The sequence below is a fragment of the Shewanella sp. MTB7 genome (assembly GCF_027571385.1).
In the GTDB taxonomy this organism is placed as follows: domain Bacteria; phylum Pseudomonadota; class Gammaproteobacteria; order Enterobacterales; family Shewanellaceae; genus Shewanella.
In genome coordinates this window covers 579,517-599,510 of sequence record NZ_CP085636.1, presented here as the reverse complement: position 1 = coordinate 599,510, position 19,994 = coordinate 579,517, and the positions used below count along the sequence as shown (strand labels likewise).

General features: G+C 42.7%; 20 protein-coding genes. 13 read left to right on the top strand and 7 right to left on the bottom strand.

The genetic code is table 11. From position 1 onward, the window contains the following. Positions 1-4: 4 nt before the first annotated feature. The 3 genes from HWQ47_RS02660 to HWQ47_RS02650 all read left to right on the top strand — a co-directional run bounded on the left by HWQ47_RS02660 (position 5) and on the right by HWQ47_RS02650 (position 2,506). Positions 5-910: an acyltransferase gene (locus HWQ47_RS02660; RefSeq protein WP_269969656.1), complete on the top strand. Its 906-nt coding sequence runs from the start codon at positions 5-7 to the stop codon at positions 908-910. A gap of 7 nt (positions 911-917) precedes the next feature. Beyond that, entirely contained in the window at positions 918-1,835 is a 918-nt protein-coding gene (locus HWQ47_RS02655; protein ID WP_269969655.1) for an acyltransferase, read from the top strand. 284 nt (positions 1,836-2,119) lie between these two features. After that, positions 2,120-2,506, top strand: a complete 387-nt coding sequence (locus HWQ47_RS02650) for a hypothetical protein (RefSeq protein ID WP_269969654.1) — start codon at positions 2,120-2,122, stop codon at positions 2,504-2,506. A gap of 84 nt (positions 2,507-2,590) precedes the next feature. Here HWQ47_RS02650 and HWQ47_RS02645 read toward each other — a convergent pair whose 3' ends face one another. Further along, entirely contained in the window at positions 2,591-3,688 is a 1,098-nt protein-coding gene (locus HWQ47_RS02645; protein WP_269969653.1) for a branched-chain amino acid aminotransferase, read from the bottom strand. 113 nt (positions 3,689-3,801) lie between these two features. After that, positions 3,802-4,572, bottom strand: coding sequence for a TetR/AcrR family transcriptional regulator (locus HWQ47_RS02640; RefSeq protein ID WP_269969652.1), 771 nt, complete (start codon positions 4,570-4,572; stop codon positions 3,802-3,804). Between the two features lie 187 nt (positions 4,573-4,759). Between HWQ47_RS02640 and HWQ47_RS02635 the strand changes: the two genes are divergently transcribed. From HWQ47_RS02635 to HWQ47_RS02620, 4 genes are read left to right on the top strand one after another with little or no spacing between them, the layout of a single operon-like run. Further along, positions 4,760-6,262, top strand: a complete 1,503-nt coding sequence (locus tag HWQ47_RS02635; protein WP_269969651.1) for a flavocytochrome c — start codon at positions 4,760-4,762, stop codon at positions 6,260-6,262. Between the two features lie 10 nt (positions 6,263-6,272). Then, complete coding sequence (locus HWQ47_RS02630; RefSeq protein ID WP_269969650.1) at positions 6,273-6,623, top strand: cytochrome c3 family protein; 351 nt, start codon at positions 6,273-6,275, stop codon at positions 6,621-6,623. Between the two features lie 26 nt (positions 6,624-6,649). Then, a complete protein-coding gene (locus HWQ47_RS02625; protein ID WP_269969649.1) occupies positions 6,650-7,387 on the top strand; it encodes a cupin domain-containing protein in 738 nt (245 codons plus the stop codon). A 57-nt stretch (positions 7,388-7,444) separates the two neighbouring features. Further along, positions 7,445-7,915, top strand: a complete 471-nt coding sequence (locus tag HWQ47_RS02620) for a DUF3299 domain-containing protein (RefSeq protein ID WP_269969648.1) — start codon at positions 7,445-7,447, stop codon at positions 7,913-7,915. Between the two features lie 113 nt (positions 7,916-8,028). Here the strand turns inward: HWQ47_RS02620 and HWQ47_RS02615 are convergent, their stop codons facing one another. Continuing rightward, positions 8,029-8,814 (bottom strand): TetR/AcrR family transcriptional regulator, encoded by a 786-nt coding sequence (locus HWQ47_RS02615; RefSeq protein ID WP_269969647.1) that lies wholly within the window; start codon positions 8,812-8,814, stop codon positions 8,029-8,031. A gap of 345 nt (positions 8,815-9,159) precedes the next feature. On the opposite strand from HWQ47_RS02615, the gene HWQ47_RS02610 reads away from it, so the two are divergent. The 5 genes from HWQ47_RS02610 (at position 9,160) to HWQ47_RS02590 (ending at position 14,418) form a co-directional block, all read left to right on the top strand. After that, the gene (locus HWQ47_RS02610; RefSeq protein ID WP_269969646.1) at positions 9,160-10,683 is read left to right on the top strand and encodes a flavocytochrome c; all 1,524 of its coding nucleotides are present in this window, start codon (positions 9,160-9,162) and stop codon (positions 10,681-10,683) included. Next, entirely contained in the window at positions 10,683-11,051 is a 369-nt protein-coding gene (locus HWQ47_RS02605; protein WP_269969645.1) for a cytochrome c3 family protein, read from the top strand. The genes HWQ47_RS02610 and HWQ47_RS02605 overlap by 1 nt, the downstream gene beginning before the upstream one ends. Before the next feature lie 48 nt (positions 11,052-11,099). Then, positions 11,100-12,230, top strand: coding sequence for a hypothetical protein (locus tag HWQ47_RS02600; protein WP_269969644.1), 1,131 nt, complete (start codon positions 11,100-11,102; stop codon positions 12,228-12,230). A gap of 194 nt (positions 12,231-12,424) precedes the next feature. Continuing rightward, complete coding sequence (locus tag HWQ47_RS02595; protein WP_269969643.1) at positions 12,425-13,498, top strand: DcaP family trimeric outer membrane transporter; 1,074 nt, start codon at positions 12,425-12,427, stop codon at positions 13,496-13,498. A 179-nt stretch (positions 13,499-13,677) separates the two neighbouring features. Beyond that, positions 13,678-14,418, top strand: coding sequence for a cupin domain-containing protein (locus HWQ47_RS02590; protein ID WP_269969642.1), 741 nt, complete (start codon positions 13,678-13,680; stop codon positions 14,416-14,418). A gap of 74 nt (positions 14,419-14,492) precedes the next feature. Here HWQ47_RS02590 and HWQ47_RS02585 read toward each other — a convergent pair whose 3' ends face one another. The 3 genes from HWQ47_RS02585 to HWQ47_RS02575 form a co-directional block, all read right to left on the bottom strand. Next, entirely contained in the window at positions 14,493-15,722 is a 1,230-nt protein-coding gene (locus HWQ47_RS02585; RefSeq protein ID WP_269969641.1) for a BamA/TamA family outer membrane protein, read from the bottom strand. A 16-nt stretch (positions 15,723-15,738) separates the two neighbouring features. Continuing rightward, the gene (locus tag HWQ47_RS02580) at positions 15,739-17,028 is read right to left on the bottom strand and encodes a DUF4056 domain-containing protein (protein WP_269969640.1); all 1,290 of its coding nucleotides are present in this window, start codon (positions 17,026-17,028) and stop codon (positions 15,739-15,741) included. 135 nt (positions 17,029-17,163) lie between these two features. Further along, the gene (locus tag HWQ47_RS02575) at positions 17,164-18,054 is read right to left on the bottom strand and encodes a virulence protein (protein WP_269969639.1); all 891 of its coding nucleotides are present in this window, start codon (positions 18,052-18,054) and stop codon (positions 17,164-17,166) included. A 407-nt stretch (positions 18,055-18,461) separates the two neighbouring features. Between HWQ47_RS02575 and HWQ47_RS02570 the strand changes: the two genes are divergently transcribed. Then, positions 18,462-19,088, top strand: a complete 627-nt coding sequence (locus HWQ47_RS02570; protein ID WP_269969638.1) for an outer membrane beta-barrel protein — start codon at positions 18,462-18,464, stop codon at positions 19,086-19,088. A 65-nt stretch (positions 19,089-19,153) separates the two neighbouring features. Here the strand turns inward: HWQ47_RS02570 and HWQ47_RS02565 are convergent, their stop codons facing one another. Continuing rightward, a complete protein-coding gene (locus HWQ47_RS02565; RefSeq protein ID WP_269969637.1) occupies positions 19,154-19,921 on the bottom strand; it encodes a DUF1223 domain-containing protein in 768 nt (255 codons plus the stop codon). Between the last annotated feature and the right edge of the window lie 73 nt (positions 19,922-19,994).

Genomic DNA, 19,994 nt, shown 5'->3' with positions numbered 1-19,994 from the left:
TTACGTGGGTGGAATTTGTTCTTTAATCAAGGGCTCTCTGGCTTTTGTCTGTTGGGTCATTAATACGCTGTTTTGGGTACTCCCCATTGTTTTGTTAAGCCCGATTAAATTAATTCCCGTGCCTTTTATTCGAACCGCGATCTCATCGTTACTGGATAACTGTGCTACTGCTTGGATCTCTATCAATGGGGTTATCGAGCGTATTTTTCATCCGGTAAAAATTCATCTACATAGTGACGCGGAACTCACCCCAAAAGAGTGGTACATGGTCATTGCCAACCACCAATCTTGGGTTGATATCTTAATTTTACAGCGAGTCTTAAATCGAAAAGTGCCCTTTTTGAAGTTTTTTCTCAAGAAGGAACTTATTTTCGTGCCCTTTTTAGGTCTAGCTTGGTGGGCACTGGATTTTCCGTTCATGCGCCGCTATAGCCCAGCTCAACTCAGAAAAAACCCTAAGCTGAGGGGCAAAGATATTGAGATCACACGAAAAGCTTGTGCCAAGTTCAAATCTAAGCCTGTTAGTGTGATGAACTTTGTTGAAGGCACTCGCTTTAAGACAGAAAAACATCAACAACAAAACTCTCAATTTAAACATTTACTTAAACCAAAAGCGGGTGGCCTTGCCTTTGCATTGTCAGCCATGGGCGAACATATTAATAAACTGGTGGATGTCTCTATCTATTATCCAGATAAGGTGCCGAGTTATTGGGAGTATATTAGTGGTCAAATGAAAGAAGTTCATGTTCATATCACAGTCACTGAGATCCCAGCCGAAATGCGTGGTGATTATATGAAAGACAGGGCTTTTAAGATCGCATTCCAAGAACAGCTTAATCACATTTGGCAAGAGAAAGATCAAACGTTGGAGCTGTTAGCCAAAGACAATAAAGTAAATCAGAAGGTGTGACTGTACAATGCTAAATTTTTTACCAGCTTCAATGCTATACCTTATGAGTTCACTGCTTTTAGCCATTAACACTACCGTGTGGGCAGGTCTAATTAGCATAGGCGGCATTATCAAACTATTCGTGCCTTTTACTGCGGGCCGAAATATCCTCACGAATATCATGAACCGATTTATGTGGGCATGGGCCACCTGTAATGGTGGTATTCTCTATCTACTTGCTGATATCGAGTGGGATATTCAGGGACTAGAAAATTTAAATAAAAATAGCTGGTACTTACTTATCAGCAATCACCTCAGTGGTTTCGACATTGCGGTGCAAACTTATGTGCTGCGTAATAATATCCCCATGCTCAAGTTTTTCCTAAAGCGAGAGTTAATGTATATACCATTTTTAGGCCTAGGTTGCTGGGCACTGGATATGCCATTTATGAGCCGTACCAGCCCCGCTAAATTGAAAAAGAACCCAAAGCTTAAGGGCAAAGATCTGATCTCTACGCGTCGCGCCTGTCAAAAGTTTAAAACTATGCCAACGTCAATTATCAACTATGTTGAGGGCAGCCGTTTTACCGAAGATAAACATACCCGTCAGGATTCGCCTTATCGTTACTTGCTAAGACCTAAAGCCGGTGGAATTGCCTTTACGCTTTCTGCTATGGGAGAGCAGTTCACTCACCTGCTCAACTGCACACTAGTTTATCCAGAGGCTAAGTCAGACCCTTTGTCTGAGGTGATGCATGGCAAGATTAAGAAAATCATCGTTAAAATTGAAATCTTACCTGTCCCAGAAGTTGATAATAAACGTTACTTTTCTGAACCCGCATATCGCGTCGAATTCCAGCGTTGGTTAAATCAATTGTGGGAAGAGAAAGATGAGCAGATACACCAAGTGATGTTAAAGCATGGTGTTGCTAAAAAAGATAAGTAATAACCTCCCAGCTTGATATTGAAATAAATACTTTAGCACTTCAATATCAAGCAATTCATTTATTAGCAATAAGCTAAATACTTACGCAAATAGAAAATAAAATACATTTGACTGACTGTAGTTAATAACTAAATAACTAATGTTAAAATATGAGGTTTATCATTTTATTAACTCGCAATGTCAAGTGCAAATCATTAGTATTGCGTCAAGAATATACCAACTTACTAATATTGTTAGATTGGTACAAATCAATATGTTTTATACCATATCTAAAAGTGATCAAAATGAAACAAACCTCAATGAGAACCCCAGCTATTTTACTCGTCGCACTCATTACATTAGTATCAGGCTGCTCCAACAATTCTCAACCTTTTGTTAGCTCTTCGAATGAATTGAAGGTCAATATCACTGAACTAGGAAAATATTGGCTGGTAAAAGACGGAGTATTAGATTGGTCTTCTCTGCTAAATGAACATAATAATCGAAGCAGCTTTACCGCCACGTTTACCATTAACCACGATGGTCAAATAGAGAATCTACATCTTGACAAAGTTATCGGAAATTTTAAAGTTGACCAACAGATGTATGCAGACTTTTCTAAGCAAACTTTTATGGCGACGAAAATGAATCATCGACATCAAGCAGTGAGCATTACGGCTCAAATAAATTAATTCCATTAATATTGTAGACACAAAAAAAGCGCTCAAGGCGCTTTTTTTGTGTCTAGATATAATACTAATCTGTATAAGATTAGCTTAGCCTCCAGAAGGAATACGCTCTACATGCTGTATCCAGCCGTCAGGCCCCTGAATGTTGCCCTTTTGTATGTCAGTTAACACCTGATATAGATGGCGAGTATGTTTACCCACTTGGCCATCACCAACGGTAACGATTCGGTTATCTTCGAAGATATATGATCCCACTGGCGAAACAACTGCAGCCGTACCAAAACCACCGGCTTCGATAATTTCACCCGACTCGATATCATGAATGAACTTATCTAACATCACCGTCTCCTGACGTACTTCACAACCCAATATCTCACCTAAATCTAATATAGATTGAGAGGTGATTGATTTAAGAATCGTGTCAGTAAAGCTAGGAATGATCACTGTGCCATCTTTCAATATATGAAAATGGTTCATCGCACCCACTTCCTCTATCTGCTTGTTGTTCGCATCAAGATAGAGCACTTGAGCTGCGCCATACTCTGCAGCCGCTTTACCCGCCTTCAATGACGCGGCATAGTTACCTGCCGCTTTAGAAGCACCAGTTCCACCGGAAACTGCACGATGGAAGCGCTTGCTGATTAGCAAACGGATTGCTTTATCAAATCCATCTGAATAATAGGGACCGCTAGGACTTAATATCACACAAAAAGTATATTGCTGACTTGGACTCACTGACAATCTATCTTCGGTTGCGAAAATAAAAGGCCTGATATAAAGGCAAGCATCCTCTTGCATCGGAAACCAGAGTCTATCCACATCAATTAACGCATTGATGCCTGCAAGTTGCATGGCTTCAGGCAAGCCTGGAATACATAAGATATCGGCTGAGCGATTGAGTCGCTCGGCATTCTTATCTAAACGGAAAGTATAGATCTCACCATCATCATGCCTAAAGGCTTTAGCCCCTTCAAACACTGATTGGCCATAGTGTAAAGCGATTGCACCTGGCGCTACCTGAAAGGGTCCATAAGGTACAATTCTAGGATCACGCCACTGACCATCGAAATAATCCATTAAAAACATATGATCGGTTCTGAGATTACCGAAGCCCACATTTGTTTCGGGCTCGAACTGCTCGGTACGGCGATCTAACGCAGATTTTAAATTATAGTTTATTTGCATTGCATGCCACCTTGAATACTGATTGAGCAGCCTATTCAGTGGTCACAATAAAGTCAAGTAAAACGGGGGCTAGCACAAGAAACTTAAGCTGGTAACAAAACAAGCTTAGCCATCTATTCACCACATCGAGAATGGCAATCAGACTGTTTCCCTATAGCAAGACAGGTGTCACAAGTGCCTACCCTACCTTTACTATGATCGAGAAATACCTTGATACGTAGTGACAAGCTTAACATCATCTCCTGTGTTATAGGCTTACGCCAATGATATTGATTTATTAATCGACTGATATGCCTAAAGCCAGTGTTATCATCAGCAATGAAATATTGAGCCTCCATCAAACGACTTTCATAAGATGAAGCCGCTCCAGCAAGGAAAAAGTACAATGCTTGACTAAGATCGCGGATATCTTGCTCGTTCGCCTGTAGCTCTCCAGCTAAAACGGCATCTTCTAACGGCCGTTTAATTCGACTCCAAAATAGGTTTACACGATGCCTTAAAATCTCAATTTTATCTGAACTAGCCAATTGCCAAAACATACTATTAATGGAGACAACTCTAAGAATATTAAATATTGGGCTGCGTTTCACAATTTCAAAAGTAAATAAAATAGCTAAAACGGCACGCTCATTAATATTTAGATTAGAGTTATCTTCTAAAAAAATGGGGATTTGACTTGAAGCTGTGTTTCTTAAAAACAAACAAATGAGAACATCTTCTTTAGATTCAAAGTATTTATACAGTGTATTTGTAGAACACTCTGCGCCCTTTGCTATCTGAGCAAACCTGAATGACACAACACCATGATTATCAATAAGTTCCTCTGCAACATCTAATAGCTGGTTACATCGAAATGCATCAAATTTAGTAGCCGGACACTTCATATGTCAGTCCCAAGTATTATTTCAACTATCATCCTAATTCTGGTTTTTATAATTAGATACTTAAAAGAAAGATTTTCTTGAACACGTCCACAAAAATCTTTACCCCCAAATCCAAAGTGTGATTTCAAGCATATTTAGTCATTGGTAACAGGCCTATTCTTATTCCAAGTTAATTGGAGACAATAATATGCAAACAAGACGTTCATTTTTAAAATTTGGGGTTGGAGCTGCTGCCATTGGTGCATTAGCCCCATTATCAGTAAGTGCCAATTCATCCGATGTTATATGGGATGAAGAGCATGAAGTGGTTATCGTTGGTTCAGGCTTTGCTGGCCTTGCAGCTGCCGTTGAAGCGGGTAAGCTCGGCGCTAAAGATATCGTCGTATTTGAAAAGTTGGGCGTTTATGGTGGTAACAGTACCCTCAATGCTGGCCAGGCTTGTTTTGCCGATACCGATCTGCAGAGAAAACTCGGTATCAAAGATAGCGTCGATCTTATGGTGCAAGATCAACTTGCTTCCGGTCGCGGTTATGCCAGTGAGATATTACTCAGACACAGTGCTGAATTAGGACCATATGTATACCAGCTCACTAAAGATTGTGGCTGTGTTTATCGCGATCATATTATTAATACTGGTGGTACCAGTGTGACCCGTAGTCACCAAGTCGTAGAACGTAGCGGTGCTGGCTTTATCCGCCCCATGCTCAAGACAGCGCGGAGCTATGGTGTGAAGACGAAGACACGTCATAAATTTGAAGGCCTTATTACCACCGAAGATGGCACTGTACTGGGAATTAAAGTACGTAAGAATTACCAAACAGATCATGAAGATTCTGGAACACTCATTAATGTAAGAGCCGAAAAAGGCGTGTTAATTGCTACTGGTGGCTTCGCAGCCAACGTCGCATTTCGTCAGGCGCTCGACCCAACATTAGGCGATGAAGTAGGTCACACCAATGCTCGCGGTGCCACCGGCGATGGCCTTATCGCCATGCTTGCCGAAGGGGCGATGCCGATTCATTTAAGCTTTATTCAATCGGGTCCATGGGCATCTCCCGATGAAGGTGGCTTTGGTTACGGAGCAGGTTTCTCCCTGTATAACTTCCCTCACTCTATCGCCATTGACCGTAATACTGGTGAGCGGTTTATGAATGAAACTGCAGACCGTAAACATCGCGCAGATTTAGAAATACAACGTCGTGACAAAGACGGCAAGCCACATCCTGCACTCTTGATTGCACCTAAACATGAAGCGCAGAAAGATCCATCGATGGATAACGTATTGCGTTACAACGTTGCTTGGGAGTTTGACAGCATTGAAGCCATTGCCAAACACTTTGAGCTGCCACTAAAACCATTTCAGAAACAAGTGGATGACTGGAACAAGTACGTTAAAGCGGGAGAAGACCCACAGTTTGGCAAGCGTATGAATATGGGCACAGGTATTTATATGACAGCTCCGTTTATTGTGCAACGTTTATGGCCAAAAGTGCATTACTGCCAAGGTGGTATCCAAATTAACACTAAAGCAGAAGTCATCGCAGCTAAAAATGGTAAACCGATCCCAAATCTTTATGCTGCCGGCGAAGTCTCAGGCGGGGTGCATGGTGTTAGCCGCCTTGGTGGTTGCTCAACACCAGACTGTATGGCCTTTGGTGTAACAGCCGCACGCTCGATGATGAAAGCATAAGGAAACCAATATGAAACCAATGACTACTTTACTTGTGCTAGCACTAGGCGGCTTTATCGCTCTTTCAGCACAGGCACGAGACAAACGTGATTACCACGAAACGGTCTACGACTCTGGTTGTAAAACCTGTCACGACCAAGGACTAAAAAGCTTTCCATCTGATGAGTCTTGTTTGCAGTGCCATGACATGACTAAACTCGCGGATCAAACCAAACGCGAAGGTCATGATGCTAAGCAAAACCCCCATGACAGCATGCATTACGGCCAAGAAGCACCTTGCATGGAATGCCATGGTGAACACACTAAAAAACATGCTATCTGTATGGATTGTCACAATTTCGACTATCCCAAATTCAATTAAAAACAACTAATAAAGAGAATGAGAAGATGAAAAAACTACTATTTTTGTCAACCATGCTGATAACAGGTATGGCTACCGCAGGTGACAAACCTGCCGATAAGCCTTGGCACAATGCTCAGCCATCGTTATCGACCATTAACGCACCCACTAAGGCTATGCCTATGGTGTGTAAGCAAAAGCAGGCGCTGGCTTATCTCAAAGACTTCCAGTCTGGCGCCAAAGATATCTATACTGTTAAGTCAAACGACCACGGCGGTAAAGGCGCGAACGATTCAGGTTGGTTAACCTGGAACGTCGATGACCCAAGTAACCTTATCTCTTGTCCAAAAGGCGGAGCCAGTGATTCAGAAGTGGGCATGTGCTGGAAAGAGCTAAACGATGAGCCTACCGTTATTGGTTTGGTACGTGTGGCACCGGGTACTGCTGCGCCACATTATCACCGTGAAATGGAATGTTATTACGGTCTAACAGGTGCTGGATTAACTTGGGCTCAAGAGCGTATGCAACCTTTTGGCGCTGGCGATTATATTGAGATCCCAAGTAAAGCAATGCACTACACGCCAAACACATTTGATGATCAAGACCTAATCTACATGTACTGGTTCCCACTCGATGGCAAGTTCTCAACCTTTAAGTACCAGTGGCCACAAGATGTAGGTCCAGGTGAACAGTTGATGTTTGACTTCATCCCTTACACCAACTCTAAGCTCGTGCGCTCAGGCAATGGTGGTTACGGTTGGGACGTTATTCAAAAATCTAAGTAAACAAACTTAATCTAACCCAAGGAGTGAGGCCAATAATAATTGGCTTCATCATTCACCATGAAAAAAACAATTCTGGCCCTTAGCTTACTCTTTAGTTCCAACCTATTCGCCGAAGAGAGCATGCCTATCCTATGGAACAACTTAGCACCAGGACCTGCAGAGTTACCTGTCGCGACAAATATTAATAAGGAGCTAGAGGGTAAAAATGTCATTATTCCTGGCTTTGTTGTGCCATTAGACGGTAAAAAAGGGGTGACTCGCCATTTTTTATTGACTCCACAACAAGGTGCCTGCTTCCACAAGCCCCCATCTCCTGAAAACCAATTAATTCATGTTGAATTTGATACCGCTATCGCGATACCGAATCCACAACAACCTATCTATATATCCGGTACTCTGAGTGTTAAAAGTAAGCAAACAGGGTTTGCGAAAACGGGATATTACATTAAAGGCATTGAGGCTGTTGCCTATCCAGTGCAAAATTTAGCGTCAAAAACACCCTGTGATGAAGAGCAACATCAACATTAGCATGATCGAACTGTTGGCCAACTTCATGGCTAACAGTTAATCTCACCCGACCTAAAATAGAATATTAGTATTCATTTTAATAATGTAACAACAAAGCTAACTCTATCAAGTCACTAGCGCAATGCTGTGATCTTATTTCGCGAACAAGCCGTCGTCGTTTGGCAACTCAATGCACTACAAGCAGCGCAAGACATGTGATCACGATAATGTTTATCAAAAAAGTTTGATGAGCGAGACTCAAGTGAATCAAACAGCTCATGGGTGAGCGGTTTACGCCATTTATATTGTCCCATTAACTTAGCTAAGTGTCGGTAACATGTTTCTCGTCTGTCACCTAGATATTTAGTGTCGATCAATTGACTCTCGAATTGAGTTAACGAGCCCGTTAGGTAAAAGGTGAATCCTTGTACCAGCTCTTTAACTTGCAGTTCCGTGGCTTCTAATTCTCCATTTTCAACAGCTTCATTAAGAGAGTCTGTAAACCATTGCCAAAAAGCATTGATACGCTTTTTAAAACGGTTCACTTTTTCATCGCTGGCTAATTGCCACACCATGGTATTAACCGACACTGAGCGAAGTGTAAAAAAACTCTTACTGCGTTTTATTGTTTCAAAGGTAAACAATATCGGCAAGAGTACTTTTTCTTGGGCTGTCAAATCTGGATATTTATCAATGAATATCCGCAGATGATTCGAGGTCGCACTGCGTAAAAACAAGCAGACTAATACATCTTCTTTACGTTCAAATAATTTATATAACGTACCAGTAGAACACCCCACCTCTTTCGCCAACTGTGAGAACTTAAATGACACAATACCTTGCGTCTCAATCAGCCGTTCCGCCGCATCAAGTATTTGATTGCAGCGTAGCATTGACAATGTTTCAGTAGGGCATTTCATCTATAAAAGGTCGGTTGTACAAATTTAGGCAATTATGCGCTGTCTGCAATTGCTGATTATAGTTTCACTTCACTAATCGGGATTAAGTTCACGCTAATACAGCTTTATTAGTAACCTTTGTGAGTAACATCATACAAGCAAACATTAACGCTAATGAATCTTGGTTCACATTAACCTAGCCACGTCACTTAGCTGCCAATCAATACGACCCCCTTTAGTGAGAAAAGATCTTCGAGATCTAACTCACGAATAAATTTGTCACTGAAAAAATGACGTGACTCAGTTCACCTTTAGCCATTGAAATTGTGTTTATCGTTACCTCATTCCCATTTTGAGGATCACAGAATGCAAAGTAGAAGAAATTTTTTAAAACTCAGCGCAGGAGCTGCTGTTGGTAGTTTGGCGGCCACATTATCTGGAACTGTACAAGCGAATACTTGTGGCGAGATTAACTGGGATGAAACCGTCGATGTCATTGTCGTAGGTTCTGGCTTTGCCGGCCTTTCAGCAGCGCTAAATGCTAGACGCAAAGACGTGGGATCAGTACTCCTTTTAGAAAAGATGCAAGTGATTGGTGGTAACTCAGCCATTAACGGGGGATGGTTAGCGATTCCTAAAAACCCAATCCAATTAGCACAAGGTGTCAATGACGACTCGCCTGAAGAGCTAGTGAAAGATCAGATCATCTCTGGTCGTGGTATGCACAACGAGGCTTCGTTGCGTCTTATCGCTAACCGTGCTTTAGATGCTTACCATCTTTGCATCGACACCGGCGTTAAGTTCCGTGACGGTTTCAACATTCAAGTCGGTGGGCACAACAAGGCTCGTGCTATTCGTACCCAACATGGTACCGGCGGTGATATCACCACCAAGCTATATGAAGCAGGCGTAAAGGAAGGTGTGGATTACCGTCTACAGCACTATATCGAAGACTTCATCATGGATGGTCAAAAGATCATCGGTGTAAAAGTGCGTAAGCATTATCGTTTCCCAGATCTAAAAACAGGCAGTAGCGTTTTCATTAAAGCTAATAAGGCTGTGATCTTAGCTAATGGCGGTTTTGCTCGCAATATGGCGCTTCGAGAAATCGTTGACCCATCACTTGATCCAACATTAGATTGCACTAACGCCCTTGGCGCAACGGGTGAAGTGACGCTAACAGCAATGGCTTATGGTGCACTGCCAGTGCACATGAACCTAATCCAAACAGGTCACTGGGGTTCGCCAGATGAAGGTGGATTCGGTTGGTCAAACGCATTGCTTTCAATCGGCTGGCACCAAGGTGTTGCGATTAACGTACTTAACGGCAAACGTTTTATGGATGAGCGTGCAGACCGCAAGACCTGTTCTGAAGCCATCATGAAGAACCGAAATGCCGATGGTAGCCCAGCTTATCCAGTCGTACTCTTTAATTATAACAACTATGCCAATGACGACCGTGTTGTACGTGCTCTAAGAGACAAGATGGCGTGGAAGCTCGACTCTCTAGATGCAATAGCGACCCAGTTCGATATCCCAGTAGCTGAATTATCGCGCAGCATTGTTGAATACAACCAGCATGTTAGAGAGCGTAAAGACCCACTATTTAACCGTAAAATGGATACAGCCGAAGTACTAACTGGCCCGTTTGTTGTCTCGCGCATTTGGCCAAAAGTGCATTACTGCATGGGTGGACTAAAAACGGATTTAGGCGCTCGCGTGATTGATGGTCGCTCAATGGAACCAATCAAGAACCTGTATGCAATCGGTGAAGTCACCGGAGGGACACACGGTGAGGCTCGTTTGAGCTCTACATCCTGCCTAGAGTGTCTAGCCATGGGTATCGTTGTGGCTGAAACCATTAAAGCCGATCTTCAAGGAGCCGTTTAATGAACACGTTATTACTAAGCACATTACTTAGCCTTGCTGTATCTGGCAGCGTTATGGCCGGTGACCTAGTTAAGATGAAAGGTAGCACCCAAGGGCGTGTAAACCATGAATTTATCTACCAAGATGGTTGCCAAACTTGCCATCAAGGTTCTGGTAAAAAGAATGCAACTGACGCCGCATGCGTTGAATGTCATGGCGACATCAACAGCATAACAGTGGACGAAAGTAAATTGGCGATTCCAGAAGCCCATCCTCACAAGTCGTTGCACTACAACCAAGGAGCAAGTTGCCTAGCATGTCACGGCGAACACGAGAAAAAAGCCCCTGTTTGTACTGAGTGTCATCGCACTTGGTTTGAAGTGATGTAATTAGGCTAGTTTATTTTCAATAATATAAAATATGAATAGGTAATGACGATGAAAAAAACCACTAAGTTTATGTTGTCTATAGTGGCTACAGCAATTGCACTTTCTGGCTCAACAGCAATGGCTGCCGAGCAAGAAGATGGTATTAAGATTGGCGGCGCAGTGCGCGTTAACTACGCTTACCGCGATTATGATAAAGCCAATAAAGATAAAGGCGGCGACTTTAACTTTGATATGGCTGCGATCAAGTTTGATGGCAAGCATGGCGATTGGGGCTTAGCGGCTGAATATCGTTTTACCTCAGGCAGTAATTACATTAAGTATGGCTATGGCTTTTACGATGTTAACCCTGACTGGCAACTGCAAGTTGGTATTAACAAAGTGCCATTTGGTAACCGTGATTTCATCTCAAACAGCTACTGGTTTGGCATCCCTTATTACCTAGGTTTCGAAGATGATCATGATACTGGTATCAAAGCTGTTTACGAAAAGAATGGCTGGCACACAGATTTAGCCTTCTACAAGAGTGCTGAATATGGCGCTGCTGAGAACAAGCGTTACTCAACTGATATATACACAGGTACCATCAATGGTACTGAGTATTTCAATGAAGAGACCAACCAGCTCAACCTACGCCAAACTTATACTGCCACACATGAAGGTGGTCAAACAACCTTTGGCGGTTCTGTACAGTATGGTCAAATTTATAACAGTAAAACCGCCAATAATGGTGACCGTTATGCCGTCGCTTTACATTTAGATAGCAGCTATAAAGGCTGGAATCTACAGCTGCAAGCTATGCAGTATGAATACAATGCGGCTGACGCAGAAGATGCCAACAAAATTGGCGTATCGGTTGTTAGTTGGCAGTATGAAATAGCCTCAAAAGGCCAAGCTTATAACCTTAACCTCGCTAGAACTTTCGTTACCGATTGGGGCAGTGTGAAATGTTATAACGACTTAGGCTTGATGACACCAGATGTGGATGACGACAGCTACGATAACAGCTTACAGAACGTAACAGGTTGTGCCGTTTCAGCAGGTCCTACTTACACCATGATCGATTTCGTCATGGGTAAGAACATGACGTTCTCTACCGCTAACAACGACCACGTGGGTCTTCCAGAAATGGGCGACAGCTGGGACAAGCGCGTTAACATTAACTTTGGCTACTACTTCTAACCACAATCGCAATTGATGAAGTAAGCAAAGTGTTTACCGGCAGAAGCGAGACCATAGTCTCTTGCTTCTGCCACGCTATAAATAGTTTTAGATTCTCCCAGCTTGGGGACAAAACGGCCCCCTGCTTGCTATTCCCTCAATAGATCGCGCCCTTTTTAGGGCTTTTTTATCTCTCCTCTCGACAAGAAATAACCATGAAATCGATAACAACAATCTCCACTTGTGTTTGCTTTATTGCTGGCTTTTCATCACCACTAACAGCAATGGAATACCACTTTGGTGGCTTCCTAAAAACCAATGCTCGCTATGTTGACGGTAACATTGCCTATCAAGACAGTTGGACCGGTGGAGGTACCATCACTGAATCCGCTAAACGAAGCCAATTCAGTGCAGCTGAAAGCCGCTTCAATATAGCAATAACCCGCGGTGAGGTCAGAGGATTTGCCGAAATTGACTTCACAGGTTCCACACAGGGCAATGCCATATTCTCTAACTCCTATAGTCCGCGCTTACGTCATGCTTATATCGGTTATCAAGACGTTATCGCCGGACAAACTTGGTCAACAATGGTCAATACCAGCGCCTTTGCCGAAACGGCAGATTTAGGTGGCCCCTTAGTCGGACAAACTATGGTGCGTCAAACATTAGTTCGCTACAGCACTGACAACTGGCAACTCTCACTAGAAAACCCTTACACTTATGGCACAAGAGTAGGCAGTACAATCACTGATAAGTTATGGATCGATACCAATAATGATTACGTCCCCGATGCTATCATTCGCTATAACCAGCAAGGCGATTGGGGTAATATTTCCCTATCCAGCCTATTTCGCTATTTAGACCCTTCTGAAACAACACAACTTGGCACAGGCTTTTCATTGGCAGCCAAACTCAACACCTTTGGCAAGAATGATATTAGATTGCAATTGCACCATGGAAATTTAGGTCGTTATGTCGGTACCGACGCTGCTAGAGACATCATTAATGGTGAAGTTGAAATCACCACCGCTGCGATGTTTGCTTACCGCCACTTTTGGTCGACGCACACTCGCTCAAGTTTTTTCTATGGACGTACGGTCACTGATGTCGAACAGACAGATCGCTTTCATGCCGGAGTCAATTTATTCACTAATTTAACGCCGGCCTTAGCGCTTGGTTTTGAAGTAGGTCGTTATCAAATAGATGATGAACCTATGCCCTATGACTCAGTTTCAACCGTCCAAGGCGCCTCGAATTATGCCCAATTAAGCTTGCAACTTCACATTTAAAATACACCAAAGGAAAGAATATTCGCGACCAAGTTCACGAATAAGTTTGCTGATAAAAACGCGGCGTGATCCAATTCAACTTTACGGCGTAATTATCTCTTTATTGTTAGTTCATGCAAATAATTACAAGCACAATACGGCAGCTTTAAGCTGGGCTTGATTTTAATAGGAAGAGAGTAATGAAACTAAAAATGATGTTTGGGATTGCCGCGATAGCTTCGACTTCAGTCATGGCAGAAGGTCCACAGTGTAACCACGCACAACTGCCCTACCAACAGATGACGCCAGTGCCATATGACAGCACACCATATTCGCCACAAAATACCATGCCTGAGCAGTGTAGCAACCCAGAAGTTGAAGCGTATATCGCAGCTTGGGAAGCGGGTGAAATTGACTTTAGCACTATTAAATCAAACAGCAGTATCGCTGCCGATCAGCAATTTTGTAAATCATTAGATGATGACGGTAACGTACTAGAAATTCAAGACTGTGATAAATCAAAATCACCTGTTGGTTATATTTGGAAAGAGCTTTCAGATAGCCCTATGGTTATCGGCATCACTGACGGTGGGAAATCAGACCACGCGCCGCACTTCCATGGTCAACCTGAGTGCTACTACGTAGTAAACGGTGAAGGTCAAACACTTGCCGATAACCAGTTCAAGAAGCTTGGCACTGGCCAGTACTTCTACATCCCTGGTGCTACGATCCACAACACACCTATTGTGTCTGACAAAGGCTTAGGTGTGATGTACTGGTACCCGAACAACGCACACTTTAACGGCTTTAAATACTACTGGCGTAAAGACGTTAAAAACCTACGCGTAGCTGAAGAAGCATTTGATCGCGTTGATGAAATCCGTAAGCGTGACCTAAACTTAGGCCCATACGGCACTAACGAAGCTTATTTTGCAAAATAAGTAAGTCACACGTCGATAGAGCAAAAAAATGGGCTCACTTGGGCCCATTTGGGTTATTCATGTCAGTCAGCAGATTAAAATGCTTCATTAACGTTAAAGTAGAAGCCAGAATCCCCATCGCCAAATGCCATATCCAGCCTTAAGTTAACCCGAGGTTTAACCTCAAATCTGTAACCCACTCCAGCGTTAGGTAAGACTTTCCTAGCGTCAAATTTACTGATATCGTTGGCTATCGCTCCAACTCCAGCCCAAAAAACCATACCGTGACGCCCAGTAAGATTGAGCCTGTACTCCACTTGCGTCATCAGCATCTGTTTGTCACGATAACGTCCCGAGGTATAGCCTCGTAGTCGATCACCGCCACCAGCTTTAGAAAGCTGATCCCAAGGTAGATCACCTGAAGTGAATCGACCACGCACTTGCCAGGCTAAAATATCTTCGCCACGGCCCGTTTTCATGTATTCACTATATAAGGCGTTATACACATCAAAGTCGGTTTTACTGCCCAGATATTGTCGATAAAATGCCGCATCAATTTCGAGTATTCGCCCAGACTGTGGGTTTAAGACATTGTCTCGACTGTCGTGACTAAGCAACACGTTAACGCCAACACTGCGCGAACTTTCATTAAGAATATCAGTATCAACTCTGGAATCTAACCGGTCGACTTTACTCGCATCAGCATAGCTATAATCAACGCCAACACCAACAAAACTGGTGGCACTCATACGTTGTAAAAACTTGGGGTTGATCGACACGATCCGCTGATTAAACTCAACTTTATTAACTTCATCATAGTTATTGTCATAGCCCACACCGTAGAATACATCTGGCGCATCAAAAATTTCAGCGTTGAGATAGAAGCGCTGCTCATCTTGATTGATAAAGGTCTTGTTTGCGATGGTAACCCCCAGCGCTCCATTGGTTGAAGCCAGCCCATTGATCACTAAAGAAGAGAGTTGGCTCATCTCATCCTTAGGATCATATTGATACAAACCCACCGCCGAGATACCAACACCTAAATCCATCTCTGGATTGTAAAAAGGTCCAGGCAAATAACTAAAATCGATCAACTTATCTGGATTGAATTCACCATCCGCACCCAATGCTTGCAAAAAGTCTTCGATCCAACCTTCTGATTCTGGAACAAGAGTTGGTTCACTTTGAACAGACTCCGGCACTACACTTGGTATTATCGACGCGAGAGCGTGAATATCATTAACAATAGGCGTGTTTTCCACAGCGAATACAGGCGTCGATAAACTAGCCCAGATTATTGTCAACGTTGAGAGGAAAGTTTTCATCAATAAATTGGCTTTATCATTTTTCCTGTGACTTAGCCATATCAGTGGTTTGTTGATGCTGCTGTAACTCAAGATTATCTTGCTCCTGGTTATATTGACTAATTTGATAGAAGTCGACTTGAGTAAAGCCACTCCGCCAAAGTTCAATTGGAATATGCTTAAACGAATCCTTAAATTTATCGGCAACAACGAGCTTTTGCTCAGCAACCGCATCAATATCAATCCCATGAATCGTGCGACTTATAGATAAGTGATGTGCTTGATGGGTTTGTTGATAGAGAGCTTCGACTTCAGTCCACTTGATGTGGGACTGAGCTAAGGTTTCTGGAACTAAGAACGGTGACTGCTTGTCGCCCAACTCATAATGACGTTTTAGCAGCATAAACTTATTCGGCAGTGCTTGCTTCGAATCCCACCAATGACCATCAACCACATCAAACAAGGCATTGGTTTGCTCAATAGTAACGGGCATTAACCAGTGTAAACTTGCCGCCAGCCATTGACTCATATGTTGGTTATACAGCTCGGTGCTCATCGCTAAATTATTGTTTAACAAAGCCAAAGCTATCTTAGCTCCTAACATATTGGAGTAGAGATCTTCTGGAGAGTAAGCTGAAACGGTTTCAGACCATGGCGCCCAACTACGATAGCCATGCCACTGCGCAATTTCATGGGCCTCGGCCATAAAATACGCCAACCTCACCGCCATAGCGGCAGCGACTTCCCAGCGTTGTCGACCGTTTAATTGTGAACTATCAAATTCGCTTAATTTAATAGTTCTTGGGCCAATCTCCTCTGGAAGAGCAATGACTTGTTCCTGGCCTAGTTTTGGGTAAATACGGTAAAAAAGCGCAATGGCATTATCGGCCGTATCACGCACATGTGCCAAGTCAATAAAGCCTCCTCGAAGCGTGTACATCTGACCATTATTTTCCGTGCCTCGACGGCCATCGGGGGCTCCTTTTTGAAAGCTAAAAGCCCCAGCCTCATAGGCGTGTGGACCAACGTTATCCACCGCTAGCGTATTGGCATATCGAAAAAAAGGCACTTGTACTGAACCAATTTTTACCTTTTGCGCATTGCCAAAAGCACAACAAGGGCGGACAGCTTCAGGCATCTGCAACAAGGGCAATTCTTGTAGCTCTAACCCATGTAACAGATTGAGATCTGGGTCGTTATCTAGTGCTGTCTCTATCGCAAGTTCACTCGGTAATGCCCGCACTTGCCAGTCACTGCTACAAGCACTAACGAACATAGCGCTAATGAATGCAATCAAGCTATACAGTGAGATCCGACGATTCATCATTGTACAAATGCCTTAATGGTTTAACTGACCATTTCGGTCCAGTTGTGGCTGATCCCATGTACACCTTGTGGCACAACTGCTAATCAATAGCATCTGTTGATAGAGCGCATACCCATCGCCGAAGTCTTTTAACGATTAAAAACGGTAGCCTAAGCTCATCATGAAGCTACTACGCGTCCCAATGCCAAATTCCACCAGTAAATCAATGTTCTTAGTCAATCCAACCTGACTTCCCAGCAAACCGTTCCATTTATCTTCAAGGTGTTGGTTAACTTCAAACTTAGCATCGCCAAGAGGAAAACCGATGTCCCGCATGTTGCCACTAAACGTCTGCTCTACGTTTTGATACATAGTGCCGATCCAGATTTGAATATCATGCTTGTTGTAGCTTGTTCGATAGCCCGCGCGAGGAGACACAACAATACTGCTGATCTCACCATCTAGGATGTTCAAGTTGGTATTGGTATAGTTGACATCAAGTAACGCGAACCAATTGCCGATACCACCGACGATTGTGCCACCTACACCGTAGGTCGTGCCTTTAAAGTCCAACACAAAACCGAAAGGATCACTGGTGGCATTACACGGATTTACAGTGCACATCCAAGGCGGTAACAGTGAAGACCAATCAGCCTCTAGCTGGACATTTGCCACACTGCTGCCTTTGGTATGGCCAATCACGCCATAGAGATTCAAAAATGGTAGCACCCAAACATCGCCTCTCAAGGTCAAGGTTTCTGAGTCTTGTACTGCCTCACTCCCCTTAATACTGAGCATCTCATCCAAAGTGCCTAAACCTGAGAAACTGACGGAATCTACAACCAAAGGCTGATCCATATTCATGTAGTTCAAAGAGAAGCCATAAGGTTTAGGTAATTCGTGACCTAGGTCGATAGCCTCCTGCGCCCAGATAGGAAAAGTTCTATTGTATTTTTCACCGACGACTCTCTCACGTTCTATAGCATTAAGCGAACCACTCAACACCAAGGTGAATAGTAGAGAGAAACGAATACAAACTTTTTGCATATTAATAATGAACCTAATTGATAGTGTATATAAAGCAGATAGAAGTGGCGTTAAACAGACTGGATCTGTTGTCTATATTGAATGAAAGCACATAAGGATGAATGAAGGTATATTTGATGTCAAGCACATGAAATAAAACTAGAAAAACATTACAGATAAAAGTAAACAACATAAAAAAATTGGCTATAAAATTAATTAAGACAAATAATAACTCAAACAAAAAAGAAAACAGATCAACAACACAAAGACACCAATAACCCCAATCGCGCAACAAAAAGAGCAGCGGTTAACATCTATTTGATACAAACACTTGTACTAAACGACGGTTCAGTTGTTGTTCAGCAAATCACATCTACTATGCACTCAACGAAACAAACACCTTATTATTCAGAGAGTGAGAGTCAATTATGAAAAAGCAATCTTTAGCACTAGTCGCCGTTTTAGCAACCGCCATTGCAGCTCCAACAATGGCAGCAGATTGGTTTGTCGGTGGTACCGTTGGTGCTCAGCAAAACACCTATAAGTCTTCATCAACAGCAGCTGATATTCTTGACCCGGCATATAATGCGCAAACTGATTACTGGAAAAATGATGACAAGAATGCGGTATATGAAGTACGCGTAGGTGCTTACTTAAATGATAACAACCGTATTTATAGTACTTACTCATATAACTCTGATGATTATTCAAAACAGCAAAGTGTCTTAATGTCATATGACTATCTAGTAGGATTAGGCGCTTCTAATAAACTAAACTGGTTCATCGGTGCAAGTGCAGGTGTAAATCACACAAGCCCAAGTACAGACCAAATCAGCTCAAGCAATAACTTCGTTTGGGGTGGTCAAACGGGTCTGATGTATAAGATAAACGATAACTTAAGTACAGAGATAGGTTACCGCTACCTTAAGCAAGATCTTAATGAGACAAATCAGTACAGCATCACTCAAGGTATGGGTGGTATCACCAATGTGACGGTTAATAATTCGCTCAACGACAGCCAACAGTTATACCTTGGTGTTGACTACCGTTTCTAAGAAAAAACAGTTGTAGAAAAAAGCCCCGCAAGGGGCTTTTGTATATCCATCAATGATCTAACTCTTTACTTCACTAACCAATCTCCCACTGCTTGAATCGCTTTACCATTACGCTCTATCCAGACAACCAATGCCAAGCGTTCAGGGTTACCTTTCTTAGCATTAACGTCCTCTAAGATCCCATTAAAGGTCACTTCTGGCCAATGGGATGAGATGACACTTGATTCAAATACCTGATGATTCAGCACTGTAAAATTATGCAGCAAACGTGAATTACGATTTTCTCCAAGCCTAACATAAGTACTCATCTCTGATCCGACTAAAGCTAAATGCAGCTCCAACTTATCGCTTTTGTCAGTATCCGTACCAGAGAATGTTACCTTTAATATTTCATCTTTAATCATGACATCTAAAATACCGACCTTTTGCTCTTGCCTATTAAAACCAAGCAGTAGATCTCGAGCAAACCATCCACGCCATTCCTCTCCATTGATGATAAATTGTGGAGTATAAACTTGAGCTGTATTTTTTAAATTAAGGTGATCGTATTGGCGTTGACTGAAACCTTGCTGACCGAAAGGATCATTCCAACCTATGTAGTCCCAATAAGTAACATGGAAGGCCAAGGGGAAGTAATCCTGCCATAATGTGTCACGCTCAGTAAAACCTGAAAGCCAACTCTCAGCGGGTGGACAACTACTGCACCCCTGTGAAGTGTACAGTTCGACAATATAGGGCTGAATACTTGTACTCTGCTTTTTAAAGTCAATTAATGACTGCTCAGCCTGAACATAACCAGAAAAAATAATAAATAATAAAATTGAAAACCCCATGACGGCTCCTTTATCTTTTATTAAGAGACCTGTGATAGGCCGTCAAACATTCATATAAAGAAAAGTTGGAACT